General features: G+C 58.7%; 15 protein-coding genes. All 15 read right to left on the bottom strand.

Annotated features, from left to right (window positions below; genetic code table 11):
* Nucleotides 1-262 precede the first annotated feature (262 nt).
* Entirely contained in the window at nt 263-1,453 is a 1,191-nt protein-coding gene (locus H5T67_09750; GenBank protein MBC7245596.1) for a sigma-70 family RNA polymerase sigma factor, read from the bottom strand.
* Between the two features lie 584 nt (nt 1,454-2,037).
* On the bottom strand, nt 2,038-2,490 hold the full coding sequence (locus H5T67_09745; protein ID MBC7245595.1) for an Hsp20/alpha crystallin family protein: 453 nt from the start codon (nt 2,488-2,490) through the stop codon (nt 2,038-2,040).
* 151 nt (nt 2,491-2,641) lie between these two features.
* Nucleotides 2,642-3,673 carry a flippase-like domain-containing protein gene (locus H5T67_09740; GenBank protein MBC7245594.1) on the bottom strand — a complete coding sequence of 344 codons (1,032 nt, stop codon included), beginning with the start codon at nt 3,671-3,673 and terminating at the stop codon, nt 2,642-2,644.
* Between the two features lie 73 nt (nt 3,674-3,746).
* On the bottom strand, nt 3,747-4,721 hold the full coding sequence (locus H5T67_09735; GenBank protein ID MBC7245593.1) for a glycosyltransferase: 975 nt from the start codon (nt 4,719-4,721) through the stop codon (nt 3,747-3,749).
* A 6-nt stretch (nt 4,722-4,727) separates the two neighbouring features.
* Nucleotides 4,728-6,290, bottom strand: coding sequence for a DUF2723 domain-containing protein (locus tag H5T67_09730; protein ID MBC7245592.1), 1,563 nt, complete (start codon nt 6,288-6,290; stop codon nt 4,728-4,730).
* 244 nt (nt 6,291-6,534) lie between these two features.
* A complete protein-coding gene (locus H5T67_09725) occupies nt 6,535-7,098 on the bottom strand; it encodes a transposase (protein MBC7245591.1) in 564 nt (187 codons plus the stop codon).
* Nucleotides 7,099-7,363: 265 nt separating this feature from the next.
* On the bottom strand, nt 7,364-9,439 hold the full coding sequence (locus H5T67_09720; protein MBC7245590.1) for a DUF4012 domain-containing protein: 2,076 nt from the start codon (nt 9,437-9,439) through the stop codon (nt 7,364-7,366).
* Between the two features lie 53 nt (nt 9,440-9,492).
* Complete coding sequence (locus H5T67_09715; protein MBC7245589.1) at nt 9,493-10,275, bottom strand: hypothetical protein; 783 nt, start codon at nt 10,273-10,275, stop codon at nt 9,493-9,495.
* A gap of 18 nt (nt 10,276-10,293) precedes the next feature.
* Nucleotides 10,294-11,799 carry a hypothetical protein gene (locus H5T67_09710; GenBank protein MBC7245588.1) on the bottom strand — a complete coding sequence of 502 codons (1,506 nt, stop codon included), beginning with the start codon at nt 11,797-11,799 and terminating at the stop codon, nt 10,294-10,296.
* 57 nt (nt 11,800-11,856) lie between these two features.
* Nucleotides 11,857-12,468 carry a hypothetical protein gene (locus H5T67_09705; GenBank protein MBC7245587.1) on the bottom strand — a complete coding sequence of 204 codons (612 nt, stop codon included), beginning with the start codon at nt 12,466-12,468 and terminating at the stop codon, nt 11,857-11,859.
* 24 nt (nt 12,469-12,492) lie between these two features.
* Nucleotides 12,493-15,261 carry a DUF11 domain-containing protein gene (locus H5T67_09700; protein ID MBC7245586.1) on the bottom strand — a complete coding sequence of 923 codons (2,769 nt, stop codon included), beginning with the start codon at nt 15,259-15,261 and terminating at the stop codon, nt 12,493-12,495.
* Between the two features lie 120 nt (nt 15,262-15,381).
* The gene (locus H5T67_09695) at nt 15,382-16,260 is read right to left on the bottom strand and encodes a hypothetical protein (GenBank protein MBC7245585.1); all 879 of its coding nucleotides are present in this window, start codon (nt 16,258-16,260) and stop codon (nt 15,382-15,384) included.
* 67 nt (nt 16,261-16,327) lie between these two features.
* Nucleotides 16,328-17,080: a sortase gene (locus tag H5T67_09690; protein ID MBC7245584.1), complete on the bottom strand. Its 753-nt coding sequence runs from the start codon at nt 17,078-17,080 to the stop codon at nt 16,328-16,330.
* A gap of 557 nt (nt 17,081-17,637) precedes the next feature.
* Entirely contained in the window at nt 17,638-18,612 is a 975-nt protein-coding gene (locus H5T67_09685) for a GDP-mannose 4,6-dehydratase (GenBank protein ID MBC7245583.1), read from the bottom strand.
* Nucleotides 18,609-19,141, bottom strand: a 533-nt coding sequence (locus tag H5T67_09680; GenBank protein ID MBC7245582.1) for a tetratricopeptide repeat protein, incomplete at its 5' end; no start/stop codon positions are given. The genes H5T67_09685 and H5T67_09680, both read right to left, overlap by 4 nt.

Genomic DNA, 19,141 nt, shown 5'->3' with positions numbered 1-19,141 from the left:
TCCAAGATGGGGCTGTTTGTCAAAACTTAGGAAGGCAGACAGAAAAGCCGTCCTATCCCTCCACGCTCCAGGCGGACAACAGTCCGCCGCGAGCTATTGAGTGACGGCCGTCAAAAAATGGGGGAACGAATAAACAAATCACCGCAGCATCATTCGAGGATTCGTTTTCCTATTGTTGATGGCTTACCCCTGCAACAGCCCGCGCCGGGTCTGACGGACTGTAGAAGAAACCAGGCTTCTCTCAGAAACCTGGCTTCTGTTGTTAACGCATGTAATCGCGTAGTTGGCGGCTGCGGCTGGGGTGGCGCAAGCGGTTGAGCGCTTCGCGCTCTATCTGTCGGATGCGCTCGCGCGTCAGTCCGAATTTCTCGCCCACTTCCTTCAAAGTGTAGGAGCGTCCATCCTGCAGGCCAAAGCGCAGGCGCAGGATACGTGCCTCACGCGGGCTGAGTGTGGAGAGGATTTCCTCCACCTTCTCCGCCAACAGGTTCTGCGTCACCGTGTCGGTGGGCGTAGGGCTGTCCTCGTCCTCGATGAACTCACCCAGTTCGCTATCCTCTTCCTCGCCCACCGGCTTTTCCAGGGAAAGCGGCCGACGGGATACCTTCAGCAACCAGCGAACCTTGGCTGGATCCACACCCATGCGCCTCGCAATCTCGGTAGGCGTTGGCTTTTTCCCGCTATCCTGCTCCAATTGTTGCGCCGTGCGATATACTTTGCGGATGCGGTCGCCTACATGGGACGGCAGGCGAATAATGCGCCCTTGCTCCGCCAAGGCACGGGTGATGCTCTGGCGGATCCACCAAGTAGCATAGGTGCTGAACTTGCAGCCACGGCGGTAATCGAATTTCTCCACCGCCTTCATCAGGCCCAGGTTGCCCTCCTGGATGAGGTCTAGGAAGGGCACACCCTGCCCCATATAGCGTTTGGCGATGCTGACCACGAGGCGTGTGTTGGCTTTGATGAGATGGGCACGCGCCGCGTTGCCCAGTTCGATCTCGCGCAGGTACTTTTCGCGCAGCACGGGGTTCTGCCCATCCTTCTCCAACTTGCGCCGGGCTGCTTTGCCCCGCTCCAGTTGTTTGGCCAACTGGATCTCTTCCTCCGCCTTCAGCAAGGGCACGCTGGCCATTTCCTTCAGATAGAGGCTGATGGTATCGTCGCTGCTGATGCCACTTAGATCAAAGACCTCCTCCTCGATCTCGGGCTCCATTTCCTCCTGCTCTTTGGCCTCTTCCTTCTCCTCTTCTTCCTCTTCTTCGGAAATGATCTCGATGCCCTCGTTATAGAGGTATGTCAAAAGGTCCTCCAACTGAGGCAAGTTCTTCTCCGCCTCAGGGAAGTACTCGAGCACATCTTCTACCGTCAGATAGCCTTGCTCTTCGGCTTTCTCGATCAATTCTCGCGCTGGATCCAGGGTCTTTTCTTTTTCTTTTAAAGTCGCTTCAGCCATTCCTTCACCTATCTATGGGATTAAGGAACACTGGTTACACCGTAAATGCAGGGAAAAGGGGACACCACAAATGGTGCCCCCTTGCACAAAGCAACGACTTTTAGGATGGAATGAACGGAGGCCCAGTGTTCCTGTCTGTTCATCTTAGTATATATATTATAGCGTATTTTAAGGGCTATGTCAATAGTTTAGCGCAAAGTAACTGTTCAGATTTGAGGTAAAGAATCTTAAGCGAGCACCCTCGTGTCGCAAGATACAGTAGTGCCACGATAGCTAGGCACGAATAGTAGAAAACGAGCTGTCCTCCAACTCACCGAACCCAGCCCTAATCTGAACACTTACAGCGCAAAAAAGCCACAAAAACCAGGCTTCTGGCAGCAAAATTCTTCGCTGCGCTCAAAATGCAACCCTCTGATATCACGCTGAACGAAGTGAAGCATCTCGCGCCGCTTGATACCCCTTGCTAAAAACAACGAAGAGAACGCAGAGGGAAATCATCGAGAAATCCCTGCGTTCTCAGCGTGTTCTGCGTTAGAAAACTCGCCCTCCTGCAGGTGGGGGACCCGCAGGAGGGTTGCGCTATGTTATTTCTTCTTGGTCTCTACTTTGATCGTCTTGGGTTTCGCCTCTTCAGACTTGGGGATAGTCAATGTCAGGACGCCGTTCTCGAAGGTGGCCTCTGCTTTGTCCGACACCAGTGCGCCTGGCAGTTGCACCGAGCGCTGGAATGCGCCATAGCGCCGCTCCTGGCGGATGTAATTGGCCTTCTCAACCTTCTCCTCAGCCTTGGTCTCGCCCTTGATGGTCAGGATGTCGCCGGTAATGGTGATCTCGATGTCCTCGGGCTTGACCCCGGGCACTGCGGTCTTGACCACCACGCTATCGGGCGTCTCGTACATGTCCAGAGCCAGCGTTTCGGCGCCCCAGAGCGTAGGCAGGCCACGCATGCGGACAAAGCTCTCCTCGAAGAGGCGATCCATTGCGTCGCGCAGAGAGATCAAATCGCTGAAGGGTTCCCACTTGATCAGGCTAGCCATAGTTCACCTCCTGCTGCTCTAATTTTGCACCTATATCGTAGCAAACGTGTATTAGAATTGCACAAGAGAAATGTTAGAATTTCGTTAGAGTGAGGAATGGAGAGTGAGAAGTGAGGAGTGATGAGTGAGGAGTGGAGAGTGAGGAGGTTGGTCAGGAAGGTTTTTGTTCGAGCGGGCTGCTCCGCTTGCTGAACTGACCCAGGTCGAATCCCTCTAGCCACACTGCTAGCAAGCCACCCACGATGATGGGCGCATACACGACCAGGTACAACAGCAAAGCAGCGCTCAACGCAGGCGCAAAGCGCACGCCGAAGAGGGACAACGTGAGGATACAGATGGAATGGTACACGCCCAACGCCGCAGGAGCGTAGGCCACGTTCGTGCCGCTGATTTCGGTCACCGCAAGGAGCAACCCCGCGGCAAAGGGCAGGTTCAGTCGCACCGCGCGGAACGCAAAGTGGTTGACCAAGCCAGAGAGCAGCCAGATAGCAGCAGACAGCGCCCATAGGCGCAATTGCACTGGCCATGCCTGCAGTTTGCGCAAGTGGACAATGGCATCCATGGCCCGTTCTGCCCAATTCGCGACAGGACCAAGGCGCAGGCGCCTCATGGCCCGCATTAGGCGCTGACGAAGCGACTCTTGCACTGCCAACCAGACCAATGCCACAAGGAGGATAATCAGTGCACCTGCGAGGACAAGATGAGTCTTGCTCAGCCAAGGCAGTAGCGGAACAAAGGGGAGTAGGATTGCGAGCACGAGCAGCATCATCACGCTGTCCATGGCTTTCTCCGCCACAACGGTCAGCAGGGACAGGCTCAGCGCGATGCGCTGCCCCTGACTCAGCACCCAGATACGTGCGAGGTCTCCCAAGCGCGTGGGCAGCAGGATATTGCCAAGTTGGCCAAGCAGCAGCGCCATCAACAGATTTCTGCGGCTGAAATGCTGCCCCTGAGGATAGAAGAGCCACTGCCAGCGCAGTGTCTTGCAGGCGATGTTGCCCAGCATGGCGCACAGGGCGAGCGCTAGGTAACGCAGGTCGGACTGGCTCAGCACAGCCCAGGTGACGCGCCAGTCCCATTCGCGTGCGACAAACAGGAATGCGCTAGCAGTAACCAGCACGCCTAAGGCTAGGCCAAGCAATGGGCGGTAGGTTGTGAGCAGCCTCTTCGAGGAGTGTGTCAAGGGTTACTCAAACGGGTTGGTCATGCGCACTCCAGTGCGCTGAGCGCTAAAGCGCTCATTACGAACCAACGAACTAACGGCGCAGCAAATGGATGGCAACCGCAATCAGCCCAGCACAGACGCCGAGGGCCAGAGCCGCAGAGCGCGCCAGGGAGAGCCAGGGTGCTATCCAGAGAAGCCCTGGTTGCGTCCGCCACACAAAGCGAACGAAGGGCACTGTGGTGAGGAGCAAAGCCGCCAGCAGAGACAAAGCAAAGGGAAGGAACGATGGGCGCAACGCGCCGGCCACCATGGCAATGGCCAGCGCCACCAGCCCCACAACCTGCAGTTTCAGCCACGGAGGAGTATACGCGTCGGAAAGCGCTTTGGGTGGATGCCGAGCGTAGGCTAGCGTGCGCCAGTAGCCGCGCGAAACTTTGGCCTGCAGGTAGCGCCTCAGCGTGGATGGATGCTCGTGGTAGACAATGGCATGTGGCGCAAAGACCAACCTATACCCACTGCGCGACAGGCGGAAGGCCAGCTCCACGTCCTCATTGCCCCACATATCGAGACGGAAGCCTCCTTGCGCCAGAAACACATCCCGACGGATGGCTGCCGCATGCGTGGCGATGAAGTCAATGTCTTGTCGCTGGATCAGACGGGCATAGCGCTCCTCAAATTCCGCCTGGGCAAAGCGAGCCGCCAGGCTGGTCTGGCGCGTGCGGTAGGCACCGTACACGCCACAGACAGTTGGGTCGGCAAAGGGGCGCAGCATCTCTGTACACCAGTCCGGGGCTGCTTCGCAGTCAGCGTCAATGAAGAGGAGGACATCGCCCTGAGCCTGAGCAGCGCCCGCATTGCGCGCAGCCGCTGGGCCGCTGCGCACGGTTTGAACGATGACGGCTGCGCCATGCTCCCGTGCTATCTCTACTGTCCCATCGGTTGAGGCATCATCCACGACGATGATCTCGTACTCCTCTGGAGGCAGGGTCTGTTGGCGCAATGCCGTCAGGCAGCGGGCAATAGTTGTCTGTGCGTTATAGGCAGGGATGATCACGGAGGCCAGCATAGCGCTTCACTGGCGGAAGAGGGTGAACAAGGAGCCTTCCTGCACCCAGGAAGCAAGGGTGAAAAGCAAGTTATCGGCATAGGTGAGGTGCACGGCTTGCCCCGGAGGGGTTTCCAACACCAGAAGACTCACTGCCTCTTGGCTGTCATGTGCTTTCGTCACCATCGCCAGGGCTGGATGCTGCACAGCCAGATCACGGCGGTACCAATCAAATGCCAGGAGATAGCGATCCACTACCATGACATCGGGGCGCATGCCCAGTCCATAGCGCACATACCAAAGCGGCAAGGTCTGTGTGTCGCTCTTGGAGATGACAATGGCGCCGGGAGCAGCCATCTGGAGTACTCCTTGGGCAAAGTTATAGGCCTGGCGGTCTGCGCTGAGGTCCATCTCGCGAAAGCGCGCCATCACGGAAGCAACGGGCAATGCCAGCAAGAGGAGGATGGCAACAGCGAGAACTAGTTGCGGGACACGTTTCGCCCTTGCCTGCTTTTGCACGTCGTGCAACAAGAGCATGGCACCCCGTGCGGTCCACAGGGCGATGACCCCGGCTGCAGGGAGCAGATACAGGTAGGAGTCATGAGTTATGTAAAGCATAGCGTACACGCTGAGCAGCACGACATAAGTCAGCCCAAAGCAGGTGAACCGCCGGTCGGTCTCCAGTCCGCGCCACAGTCCCAACAAAGCCAGCGCCAATCCGAGGACATGTAGATCGCGCACCCAAATGCCTGCCCATGCCGAGAGGCGCTGTAGGAAGTGGAGAGGCAACACACCGCCGAGGTAACGGCGGTAGGCTTCGCCGGTGACCAGCCATAGGAAGCCGGAGAGGTTATCCGCTCCCCCCCAGTTGGGCACGGGACGGGCAGCCGCACGGATGGGAATGTACAGATACAGGAGCAATCCCGGGAGCAGGCAGAGAGCCAGGTAGAACACCCGCCGTCTGCTCAGCCATGCGCGGGCAACACCTGCGTAGGGCCAGAGGGCAGGAATCAGCCAGACGATGGTGAGGTGATGCGCCAGACCAAGTCCAAACAGGAACGCCACCGCATAAAGCCGAGTTGGCAGAGGAAGGGAGAGCATCAATGCCAACAACACTGCCACTAGGAGGGCGTTCAGGCTATAGACCTCGGCGATGGTAGCCTGAGACCACAGCAACTCGCTGAAGGCATACAGCCCGGCAGCGCTGCCGGATGCTACCAACGCAAGCAAGCCATCGTCCTCATGCATGACAAGCAGGCGATAGGACGCCCAGAAAACGGCGGCAACGGATAACGCCGCCGCCAATGCCGACAGGAGATTCACCCCACGGGCAGGCTCGATGCCGGGCAGGCGGGTGAAGCAGTGGGCGATCAAAGTGTACAGCGGATAGCCAGTTGGGTGAGGCACGCCCAAGTTGATGGCGGCGGTAACCAGGTCGCCGCTATCCGCGCCATTGTGACGCAGGGTGATAGTGGGAGCCATGGTGCGGGCATAGATGGCCAGCACGCACAGAGCAACGGCGACAGCAGCGGACACCGCGTAAATGGTGGGCAGTGCAGAGCGTGGTGTGTCAACTTCTTTGCCTGGCATGGGAAAGGGTTTGCTTTTCTTCATCATAGTGCTTGGGCTGGGCAACAGCCCAGCCGTTTTGATACAAACCCGCTCAGGCTGGGCAACAGCCCAGCCGTTTTGCGCGGACTGTTGTCCGCGCGGAGCGATATGGTTTGTGCGCGGATTGTTGTCCACGCGGAGCAGGAGAAAGGACTGCTGTCCGCACAGAGCAAGAGAAAGGATTGCTGTCCACGCAGAGCAATGCTGTACAGCACGGATTCCCTCAAGCCAACAACTCCCTTACATCCTGAATGGGAATCAGGCATTCTTTGTCATCCTGCAAGTAGAAACGCGCGCTTGACCATTGGTACTCCTCTGGCGCACTAGCCAATTGCCAATGGGACTGCACTGGATTGTTGTGAATATACGTGAGTTTCTGAATCAGGAATTCCGGTCCAACTACATTCTTAGCTAGATAACCGTTTTCCCACACCTTATACCTCTGCGTCCCAGCTTGTGTGCCGGCAGTGGCGAGAAGGCTCAGCTCATGCCAGTTTTGCTCCATTTGATAGAGGCGGACAATCAATTGCGAGGTACACGTTTTGAATGCGCGAGTCCATTTCTGTAGAGGAAAGCCCTCCGTGCATTGGATGATGACGTGAATGTGATTAGGCATTACAACAAAGGCGAACAAGTGGGTATTGTTCATCAGACTGGTAAAGTACAGGGCGTCTACAAGAGTCCGTTTGATGATATCCCTTCGGAAGATCTGTGTGCGGTTGGCTGTTGCTGTAGTCACAAAGTAGAGATGAGTTGGATCAAATATGGGTCGCCAGCGTGTACTCAAGGGTATCTCCTTACTGTTTTAAGTGTGCGCTTGTTCGCTCCATCTGGTGCGGACTGTTGTCCGCGCAGAGCAATACAGTTCGCTCAGGCTGGGCAACAGCCCAGCCGTTTTGCGCGGACTGTTGTCCGCGCAGAGCAATACAGTTCGCTCAGGCTAGGCAACAGCCCAGCCGTTTTGCGCGGACTGTTGTCCGCGCGGAGCGATATGGTTTGTGCGCGGATTGTTGTCCACGCGGAGCAAGTAAGTCAACAAGATACAAAAGCAGTCACTCTTGTTCTTTGTGCCTTTGTGTTTTGGTGGTGAGACCACGGTAGAAAATCCCCAGCCCCACCAGGATCATCGCCAGGCCTGCAAGGCCGAGAATAGCAGTCATCCACACTGCTGGCGTTTCTCGCGCGCCTGGTTCGACCCAGGTCAAGCGGATATCGCTGTCCAGAGCGAAGTACACCCTTCCTGCTTCATCGGTTGTCCACACATCCGACTGGGATGGGTCGAGAAGCAGCAGGCGTCCAGAGATGCTCACCTGCACGGGTATGTTGAACGTGCCGGCTTGCTTCTGCAGGAGCAGACGGTAGGACCTCACCCCCTCCCCTTGAGGGAAAACGGAGGAGGGTAATTCATAGTGAAATGTTAGCGTGCGACTTGCGCCAGGAGCGAGGACCAGAAAGGCGCTAAAGACCGTTTTGCCTTCATCTTCCGTGATTCCTGGCGCAAGGTCGCTGCCCTCCACCGCGAGCAGGCGGCTGCCACGAGGCACATACACCCGCACATAGTCCCAGTAGCAGCCCTGCATCATTTCCTGGTAGGTATCATCGTAATACGACCCGGCAATGCATTCCTGTGTCCCCGTGCTCTTGTTTTGGTAATACAAGGTCAGCATAGCCCGTGGCGGGCTGTCTGGGCTCAAATCTACCTGATAATTCATGTGCTGTTGGATATGGGGGTTTACCTTGCGGAAGCCAACGTTGGCATCCGCAATCAGGCAATAGTCGCCGTCCCAGGGGCGCAGTGCGCCATCCCAAGACATGTCAGACAAGACATGCGCTGCTGCAGGGTTGCGCAGATAGACCAGAAGATGCTTGCTGCGCAGGGACTGGAGCATGGTCAGGCCAAATTGCGGCACATTGATGGATTGCGGCGCGGTGGTAATTCTCCGTAACGCAGCCTGGAGCAGATCGGCCATGAAATCCTTGCGGCGAAGCCACCACTCTCCGGTCTCCTGCTCCGCCGTGTCGAGCGCATGCAGAGGATTCGCCCAGTACTGGGCAACGTATTGCAGGAACGTATCGGCGGTCACCGCTTCCGGATAGCCCTCCGGCTGCACGGACCCCAGCCCGCGCAGCAAATTGGCTACGCCATCGAGGTCAAAGGCAATCACGCCGTCAGCCTGCACCCCGCGACACAGGCGGTAGATACTCGTCATGACCGCGGCTGAGGTGGGAAAGTCTGGAGACCAGTTGGCATCGCGGAACATCAGCGCTGGTGCCCAGATGTACTCGCGCAGCGGTTCAGGCGGGGGTGGATGTGCGCCGAGGTCGCACTGTGCATCCACGGCATAGCTATCCTGGAAGGTCATGGTGACGATTTTGCCCGCGGAAAACTGCATCATCCCAGCGCCGCTGATAAAACCACCGGTGGGACGTAGTTCGTGATTGTTCTGTGCCAGGATTAGGTAGTTGACCGGCTGCCCCTGTCCCAAAAGGTCTGGGGCAACTTGGGCTAATCGGGTTGCTCCGTACAAAAGGGGCAGGTATTGATCCAGGCGCGCTTTCCATTCGGCCAGGCGCGGGGAAAGCACTCGCCCATCCAGGCGGCTCCATGCCTTGTTCGCCTGGGCTAGAGCGGCTTCTGCCTCGGCGAAACGGGGACGGGAGACGACGAGCACAGGCAAAGCCGCTTCGAGAGTCGTCTGACCTAGCTGCTGGATGGGCTTAGAGAGGGTCTCCATGAGCGGTTCCAACCCCAATAGCCCCCACCAGCCGGCATCGCACAAGTGGATGCCCGTCTCCAACAAAGCCGGCGCTGCTGCCAAGTCATGCCCAATGCGCGGCACCCAACCCAGGCGCTCGATCAGCGGCAGGAGGAAGCCGATTTCCTGGCGAATAGCCTGCAGGTCTTCCCGTGTATCGCCCAGTTGTGCGCGTATCCGAGCCATGTCAGCGGGACTCAGGCTGGCGACATCGGCACCAATCAGCGTACGCAGCGCCTCGGCCCTGTTCAGCAAAGCAGAGACATGCGGCCAGAGCCTGACTGCCTTGTAGCCAAGCACAAGCAAGACGATCAGCGCGACGATGAGCAAGAGCCAACAGCCAAGCCGCGGAGAACGCGAAGAATTTAGCATGGTATGGCCTCTCATATTGAACTACACGTCCCACCCTGGTTGTTTGACATATATCATCCGGTGGCCGGCAACTCGGCCCAAGGCAACTCGACCATGGCTTCTACCTGCTGCGCGGGCATGCCCTCGGCAGTCAGCGTCCAATCCGTGCGCAGCAATTGACCAGGCCAAGCATCCTCAGCCACCACCGCCACAACAGGGGCAATGACCTGCCCTCCAGGTGCCAAGCGTCCAATAGCCAAGGTCAAGCGCCCTGGCATCTGACTGACGGCACAAGTGGCGCAATCAACCGATTGCACCAGGAGGTCATCAGGCCAGGTGACGGATACACGAACTCCCTCGGCTGCCTCGTAGCCCACATTGGCCACCTGCAAGATGAAAGTAACGCGATCAGCGGGACCGGCAATGGGGTGTGGCACCTCAACCACCAACAGCAGAGCGGCTGGTTCGGCTATGGGTGTCGGGCTGGCGGAGGGCGTCGCCCAAGGCAGCGTAGGCGAAGCGGTAGGGGTAGGCAAGCCTGCTGGGGTGAGTGTGGGCACCCGGCTCTGGGTTGGCGTGGGCGATGCAAGCACAGCCAGTAGCGTGGCGGTAGGCAGTTCTGGCGGGCTGGTTGGCACCCGTGTCCAGGTGGGGCGTGGCGTCCAGGTGGGCGTGGGCAGCGCAGGGCTTGTCGCGGTAGGAGTGGCCGTTGCGGTGGGTCTGGGGATAGTCTGTCCAAGTGCCACTGTGCCCGGCAGCGCCCATTTCCCGCCCATGGCGCCCGCCAGCACCAAAATGACAAAGACAGCAAGCCATAACCCTCTGCTCATGCTACGCCGATGATCAGGCCACGACACCAATGAACTCCTGCGCCTTCACGGATAGGTAGCCCCGACCTCGCTGAAACGAGTGACCAGCCAGGAAAAATCGAGGAGGCTGATGCAGCCATCGCCATTGAAATCGGCGCGGTAATCAAAACGAGAATCGCCAGCACAGGTGCCATAAGCGGCACCTAGAAGGGAAAAATCCAGGATATTGACGCAATTGTCGTTGTTGGCATCACCGGAACGCAATAGACCAAAATCAACGAGCGGCTCCGCTGTCGTTATCGCCACTCCGTCCAGACGGTTAGCAAGGGTGTTGTAGACTTTGACTACGATGTCATATATGCCTGGCGCCACGTGGCACACGCGAAAGCGTCCCATGGCGTCGGTCTGTACGCTGCGGATGTCGGGATAAGGACAGCCAACAGGGTAAAGGCTCACCGTTGCGGTGAGTACGTAGGAGGCTTGCGGAGGTGCCGGGCGCCCTTCCAGCTGGATAGCCCCAGTGAAGCAGGAAGACCCAGCAAGCAGCCCATCCATGTACTGTTTGAAGTTGAGTCCTATCGGTGTGAGTTTGCCGGGATAGATGGGGTAGTCGTGGGCAAAAAGCCCCCCATTGAAGTTATAAGGGGCATCGTTGAGGCTGTTCCATAGCCAGCGCTGCACCAGACGGTTGCCATCGGCGGGATAACCCAGGCTATCGTCATGAGCAGTCAGCAAGTAGTCAAAGGTAGCGTTCACAAAGGCACTGACCCGTGCTGGGCTGAACTGGGGATACCAGTCCGCACGCATCAGCACGCCGTACTCGCTGATGATGAGTGGCTTGTCCCGCTGACCTCGGTCGCGCATCCAGGTGCGGAAGTCAATTACGTGCTGCCGGAAAATCGCAAAATTGTCATTGTCATCCACGGTGTACAGCCGTCCCTGGTTCTCGCTCAGCCCCTTTGGGATGCCACAACCCCATGACCCCCGCAGTTCTTGCAGGATCATGTTGTGGATGTTCCACACATCCACGGGCATGGGCTGGCCGTAGGTCGTCTGGTAATACTCCAGCACGAGGTCTAGCCACTTGAGACGCAAGGGCGTGGGCTGCACCACCCCTCCGATGGCGATCTGGGCGGTGGGATCGCGCTCCTTGATGAATGTGTACAACTGGTGATAGGCATCTGCGTACTGCTGAGGTGTGTTATTGCCCCCACCTGGCACATACGTGCACTCCGGCTCATTGCCAATCATCCACAGCGATCCGGGGTTGGCATCTACCAACGTCCCCACTGTATCCAGGGAGAGCGCGGGCACGCCATTGTACACCCAAATCAATTGGGCATACTCGATGCCGCCAGGGCGCAGTGGGGTCAGGCTGGTAGTCCAATCAGAATACCAGCCAATGTGCAAGGCTGCCACGTCATAGTCCGTGATCTTGCCGAATGCCGGGTTCATGTCCACACCAAAGCGCCAAGTGGGCAATGGACATTGCGGATTCTGAGCATGGCTAGGGAAAGCCAGCCACAGGATGGACAGCAGCACACAGAGAGTTATGAAGACAGACCGATTCATCAATTGAGTTCCTCTAGAGCAGCCAGGGATTTTCAGTCCAGGCCTGACAGGTCTTTATCATTTGTTCCTGATGAGCGGCAGGTAGCAGTACAGGATGCTGGGCAACAGAATGGTGATGGTGCTGCCACTGCCAACCCCATCAAAGGTATTTGCCCCGCCCCAAGACATCTGTCCGCGCAAACCGAGATAGGTAACGGGCAGAGCGCGCGTGACCACACGCAAATTGACGGTGGCAATGCGTACGATGCCCGTGGGACAGGTACCTCGGATGCGACAATCCAGCGCTGCTCCTGCGTCATAGCGCACTATGCCCGCCTGGTTATCATACGTATTGCGCAGGGGCAGCACAAATTGGGAGGTATCGGGGACAATCGAGACTACCTGCAGATAGGCGGGGTTGAAAGACAACTCAGTGGCCACGCCGTCGGCATGATCGCCGCAATGTACCATGATGTCAACAGAGAAGGGCGCAAAAGCCGCCACCGTCAGTTCTGCTGGGGACAGGCTCAGTCCTGCCTGCGTCAGCGCTTTCTGCGCTGCCTCTCTCGACGGCTCGGCAGGCATCGCCGATGAGCCAGTCCCCAACAAAGTTAGTGTAAGAGACAGAACAACGAACAGCAGCCGCGTGCCTGTCATTGCCCGCACATGGTGCTTGGCGAGATAGCGCATGGTCTATTTGCTAGCCAGACCTCCTCATGGCCGAGGTCCGCGATACGTGTGGCGGTCTTCCGCTGCGGATATGACCCGATTCCTGAACACAAGCGGCAAACTGAGCCCGTACACGTTGCAGCGCGCACCACGGCGGATCACCACGGCATAATCCACCGCCACATGGATGGGCAGGCCAGCCTTGTACGGTCCGCGGTACTTCTCCAACATGCAGCCAAAGTTCTGGCCAAGGCTGTTGGTCACAATTTCCCCTAACTGGACGTGCGCATAATCGCGTGGCGACCACTTGGCACCGGGCACATCCGCATCGGCAAAAGCATAGGCATCATAACTGACCTCAGCGGCGTCGTTGTGCTGGGTATAGGTAATGGGTACGCCGCCGAAAGCCTGTCCGGGATAGCCATGGGCAGCGTGGTCGAAGAACGGATCCACGAGCTCCAAGCCCCAAGCATACGGGTCTGCGCAGCAGGCTCCCACCCAGTGGCCACCTACACGGGTCCAGATGCCGCGTTCCTGTTGCCAGAAGCCCAGCAGTAGCACGATGAAGTCATCATGCTCCTGGGCATCGTACCACAGCCAGCGCCAGGTTGGACCTTTGATCGCCTCTACAACTAGAGAGCTGCTTAACCCCTGAGCATGGATATATTCCTCCAGACCGGCGACCATGTCTTCCACAGTTGTACCGTAACTGCTCGTCTGCAATTTGCCCGCGAGGTCTTCCACTAATGGTGGAACATTCTCTTCATCATGATCGTACCAGGGGCCATAGTTCGTCACCAGGGCATACTTGTTCCCCAGTTCGTACTCCGCCTTGGAATCCAGCCACCACAGGGCATCCGCTGCGGCAGCGGGGCCCGAATGGGTCCACTGCTCGGTAGCGTGCCACTCCTCCTGGCGCATGTCAAAGTCTGGCGGGCCATGCGGCGCATAGTCCGGGTAGCCGACACGCGGGCAAATACCAGGTCCGGTCCCGTAGGGAGTGGGCGTTGCCGTCGGCATAGTCGGCGGGGGACAGGTGGGACAAGGCGGACAAGTAGGACAGCCAGGCGGCACAGTTGGGGTAGCAGTGCTCGTAGGCGTTGGTATGGGTGTCAGCGTGCTCGTGCTAGTTGGGGTCGGCGATAAGGTCTCGCTAGGCGTGGGCGAGCTAGTGATCGTAGGAGTCTGCGGGGCATAGATGCAAATCGTGTCCGTAGCGGTAATCACTGCGCATTCCAGGCTTTCCGCAACGACGGTGTTGGTGACGCAAGTGCCGGCAGCAGCGGAATGGGTCTGCGCCTTGATGCAGAGAGCAGCGGATGCGCCCGGTTCCAGAGTGCCAAGCGACCAAGTGACAACCATCGTTGCTGGGTCGAAGGTCCCGCCGGGCAAGCAGGCAGATGGCGGCCCAATGCCCGGCTCCACTGCATCGGGGTCAATCGCACTGGGCAGCGTGTCGGTCACCATAACGTTGTGCAGCAGCGATGCACCCGTGTTGGTGACAAAGATGTGGAACCAAAAGTCCGAGTTAACCATGACGGTGTCAGGAAGATGGCTCTTGGTGATTTCCATTTCATAGGCGGCTGGCGTCTTGGTCGGTGTTGGCGTCGCCACGCTGCAGCGCGCGCCAGGACGGATCACGACAGCATAATCCACTGCCACGTGGATGGGCAGGCCAGCCTTGTACGGTCCGCGGTACTTCTCCAACATGCAGCCAAAGTTCTGGCCAAGACTGTTGGTCACGATTTCCCCTAACTGGACGTGCGCATAGTCGGCCGGCGACCACTGCGCACCGGGCACGTCCGTATCGGCAAAGGCATAGGCGTCATAACTGACCTCAGCGGCGTCGTTGTGCTGGGTATAGGTGATAGGTATGCCGCCAAAAGACCAACCAGGATAGCCATGGGCAGCGTGGTCGAAGAACGGATCCACGAGCTCCACGCCCCAAGCATACGGGTCTGCACAGCAGACCCCCACCCAGTGGCCACCTACACGGGTCCATGCGCCGCGTTCCTGTTGCCAGAAGCCAAGCAAAAGCAGCACAAAATCGTCATGGTACTGGGCGTCCAGCCACAGCCAGTCCTTGTCGGGCCCCTTGATCACCTCGACGACGTAGGAATCGCTTAGCCCTTTGGTGAAGATGTACTCCTCCAGACCAGCGACCATGTCCTCCACTTTCGTGCCGCGGTTGCTCGTCTGCAATTTGCCTGCGAGTTCTTCCGCTAACGGCGGAACGTTGTCGGCGTGATGGTCATACCAGGGGCCATAGGCCGTCACCAACCCGTACTTGTTCCCCAGTTCGTACTCCGCCTTGGAGTCCAGCCACCACAGGGCATTCGCTGCGACAGCCGGGCCAGAGTGCGTCCACTGCCCAGCAGCACGCCATTCGCCCTGGTGCATGTCAAAGTCAGGCGGGCCGTGCGGCGCATAGTCCGGGTAGCCGGCACGCGGGCAGATACCTGGGCCAGTGGCATACGGAGTGGGCGTTGGCGTCAGCGTAGGCGGAGCGGGACAGGTGGGACAGGGCGGACACGGCGGACAGGTAGAAGTAGGTGTCGGCGTCTCCGTGGGAGGTGGGATGGTGTACTCCGTCGGCGTGGGCGTCTCTGTGGGAGGTGGGATGGTGTACTCTGTCGGCGTCTCCGTCTGGGCCACACCCTGACCCGCCAGTGCATTTGCCGGCAAAGCCCACGGCGTGCGCGCAGTTCCGTAAAGAATGGTCAATAATAGGGCGACTCCCAAAACGAGCACGAACCTGGGGATAATGTTCTCCTTGTTACGGAGAGCAGTCCAAAACGAGCGATTTTTATCCATCTTCCTCCTCCCACCCTAACAAGATTTGATATGGCGACGATTTGCCTTGCTCGCGTTGCCGCTAGTACACTTCTGACTTGAGAGGCATTTCATTGGCCATATCATTCGTTCATTCGTGTCTTATTCGTTGACAGCCTTTTTGGTTAGCTCACGGTACAGAACGCCCAAATCGTTCAATTGCCCTTCTTTGGTCATCAGGCTGCCATTGTAATGTTTCGAGTAAGTCGCAAACCAAGCCCAGCAGGACACGACTTCCGACTCAACCAGCCAATGCACGGCATCGCGCATGAATTGCTGGATTTTTTCCGGCGGGTCCACTGGACGGTCGCAGCAGCCATTCCCATACAGGACGCCGAACTCAGTCAGGAAAAGCGGCTTGTGTCCATCGCCGATGCGCTCCATCCAGCGATGGAAAGCCAGGATGCGCCGTTGGAACTCGCCTACATCATACGGGTCCAGGCCTGCTTCCAGGATGTAGTTGTGTATGTTCCAGCCATCCACGCGCGGATAGCGTCCGTACTTCTGGCGAAACGCTTCGCGGAAGGCTTCGGTCCACCGCCAGTCCGCGTTGGCGATCCCTGCCGGCAGGATACGGCAGCGGGGAGCGCTCTTGGCCCACTCCTCAAAGACATGGTACAGTTCGGCGTATTCCTCTGGCGTGCGATTATCCTGAGAGGGATCGTTGGGTTCGTTGCCCAATGCCCACCAGGAAGCACCGCTAGCGCGCATCGCTGCAGGAATGGCGCCACGATCCCCCTTCACTTCAGCGCAACCGATCATGTAGAGCCTTTCATGCCCTTCCAAGGCTGGCCCACGCCAAGTCCAATCCAGGTACCAAACTGGCCCTAGTGCATCCAGTTGTGCTGCCGTAACTGGCGCATCGCCCACGCCCACGCCAAAGGGGGTGGAGAAAGGCGCTTCCTTCTGTCGCGGGGAATGGCAACCCGAGGCAAAAAGGAGTGCACACACCAGGGCGAGCGAAAATGTACGAATCCCCAACTCGTCTTCCTGTATTCAGACCTGTAACATTTCCCTAAACTTCGCAGGTCTGACAAAGTCAATACCATCAGGGCACATGCAGACTTGCCCGGACAATGATGCGGTGCGTATAGGCCCAAGCCGGCCAACAGGTAACCAACGTGAGGACAGGTTGATCGGTCGGGTCTAACCAGGTGGCATGCTGACGCTTCTCTGCCGCTGTCGCCCCGGTCTCATCCACGGTAAATACAGTGGTAACAATATAAGTATAGCACATTCCGTCTAGATTGTAAAGTTGCACCAAGTCCCCTTCAGCCAGTTCGTCCAGGCGGCGAAAGACCGCTCCGCCAGCATCGGAACTGTGGGCAGAGAGAACGCAGTTGCCAGAGTGACCAGGATCGGCGCTGCCGCGGTGATGCCCGGCTGCTCCTGCAACGGTATCCCATACGCCACGCGCCTCGCCCTCAAGCCAAACCACATGCCAGCCAACTTCTACCACAGGGGCATCCACGCTGATGGACGGGATGACGATGCGCACCGGTGCGGAAGTTCGGCTCGAGGCAGGGCCGGCAGTGGGGATGGGAGTCGGCGGGGGCAGTTCCGTGGCTATGGCAGCCGCAGTAGGAGCGAGGCGGATAGTGGCTTGGGCAAAGGCGCTGGGAATGAGCGTTGCCACGCTCGCGGCGGCAGATGGGCTGGGGGTGAAGAACTCCCCTCGACCTTTGGCAGAGGGGCTAGGGGTGAGGGCATACCAGACGATGGAGAGCAACAGCAAGAGGATGCCCACGAGGACAAGCCCTATCCCCGCCCTTTTACGACGCGCGTCTTGAGTTCTCTGCATGCTCTGTGTCTGCCTCGCTTGTTCCAGACCGGTCAGGTCTTCGTTGTCACCTGCTCGGCGTGGGCAACAGCCCACGCCACGAGACGGCGGACTGTTGTCCGCCGCAAGCCAGGGTAGGGGCGCAATTGGTCAGGTCTTCGTTGTCACCTGCTCGGCGTGGACAACAGTCCACGCCACGACACGGCGGACTGTTGTCCGCCGCAAGCAGGCATTGCAGGGCATGGGCGGGGGAATGAATTCCCCGGCTGAATGTGAGAAGCCCCTGAAGGGGCTTGTCAATTTTAGCCAGGGATTTCAATCCCTGGCGCCCATGAGCGCTGTAAGAGCGCAATTGGTCAGGTCTTCGTTGTCACCTGCTCGACACGGGCAACAGCCCACGCCACGACACGGCGGACTGTTGTCCGCCGCAAGCCAGGGTAGGGGCGCAATTGGTCAGGTCTTCGTTGTCACCTGCTCGACACGGGCAACAGCCCACTCCACGACACGGCGGACTGTTGTCCGCCGCAAGCAGGAATCGAATCACCTTTGCGTCTTGGTGCCTTTGTGGTAATTCTCTCTCAGAAACCTGGTTTCTGGGACTTGATGTACTCCGCCACGGCGCGGATGCTCTCCTCGAGCGGGATGGTTGCCCGCCAGCCGATGAACGCAGCGACTTTGGAGACATCCGGCACGCGACGCTGCATGTCCTCGAAGCCCGCCTCATACGCCTGTTCGTATGGGATGTAGACGATCTCCGATTTGCTGCCCGTGATGTCAATGACCAGACGTGCCAGATCGGCGATGGCAATCTCGCGGTCGGAGCCCAGGTTGAACACTTGCCCCCGCGCCTGCGGGCATTCCGCCAGGGCGACCATGCCGCGCACGATGTCGCGCACGTCGGCGAAGCAACGGGTTTGGCGCCCATCGCCATACACGGTGAGCGGTTCCCCCGCCAGCGCCTGCGCCACAAAGCGCGGCACGACCATGCCGTAACGCCCGGTTTGGCGCGGTCCGATGGTGTTGAAGAGGCGCACGATGACCACGGGCAAGCCGCATTCCTTCCAATAAGCCAGCGCCAGGAACTCGTCCACTGCCTTGGACTCGGAGTAGCACCAACGACTGCGCGTGGTGGGACCCAGCAGGCGGTCGTCGTCCTCGGCAAAGGGCACGTGCTCGTTCTTGCCGTAGATTTCGGAGGTGGACGCAAGGATAATCGGGCGGCGATAGCGCTTGGCGGCGCGGAAGACGGCGGCAGTGCCTATGATGTTGGTCTCGATGGTGTACACTGGCGACTGCACGATGAGTTTCACGCCCACGGCGGCAGCGAGATGGTAGATGCAGTCGCATTCGCTCGCCAGGCGGTCCAGCACCAGTTCGCTGGTGATGGTGTCAATGGCGAGGTGAAAGCGGGAATGGGTCATCAGGTGCTGGACGTTCTCCAGCCGCCCCGTGGAGAGGTTGTCTATGACGGCAACTTCATGCCCCTGCGCGAGCAGGTACTCGGCTAAGTGGCTGCCGATGAAGCCAGCGCCACCAGTGATGAGGGCTTTCAAGATTGCTCTCCCTCCAACCAGGCAGGCAGTTCCTCTTGGCCGGTAACCCGCCGCCACAGTTCCGCGAAGGCGTCTGCGCCAATCTGTGCGCGAAAGTCCTGGATAATCTCTGCTACCTTTACGGCGTCGGCGGCGCCCATGCGGGACAGGGTAATGAAAGCTTCCAGAAAAGCGCGCAGGGCTAGTTCGTTTTGTTCCTGCAGTGCGAGGACCTGTCCCATCATGGCCAGCGTGGCGCTCTTGCCCCTTAGGTCGCCCAGTTGCTCCTTGATGGCCAGCGACTCCTGGTACAGGCGCATCGCCCCATCCAGGTCGCCGCGCACACAGTAAATATAGGCCATCTCATGCAGCGTGGCGCTCTTGCCCTGCAGGTCGCCCAGTTGCTCGTTGATGGCCAGCGACTCCTGGTACAGGCGCATCGCCCCATCCAGGTCGCCGCGCACACGGTAAATATAGGCCATCTCATGCAGCGTGGCGCTCTTGCCCCGCTGGTCGCCCAGTTGCTCGCATATCTCCTTGGCCTCCTGGT

The sequence above is a fragment of the Chloroflexota bacterium genome, from assembly GCA_014360905.1.
Lineage (GTDB): Bacteria > Chloroflexota > Anaerolineae > UBA2200 > UBA2200 > JACIWX01.
The sequence above is the reverse complement of the archived record's forward strand: the minus strand, read 5'-3'. Positions and strand labels throughout refer to the sequence as shown.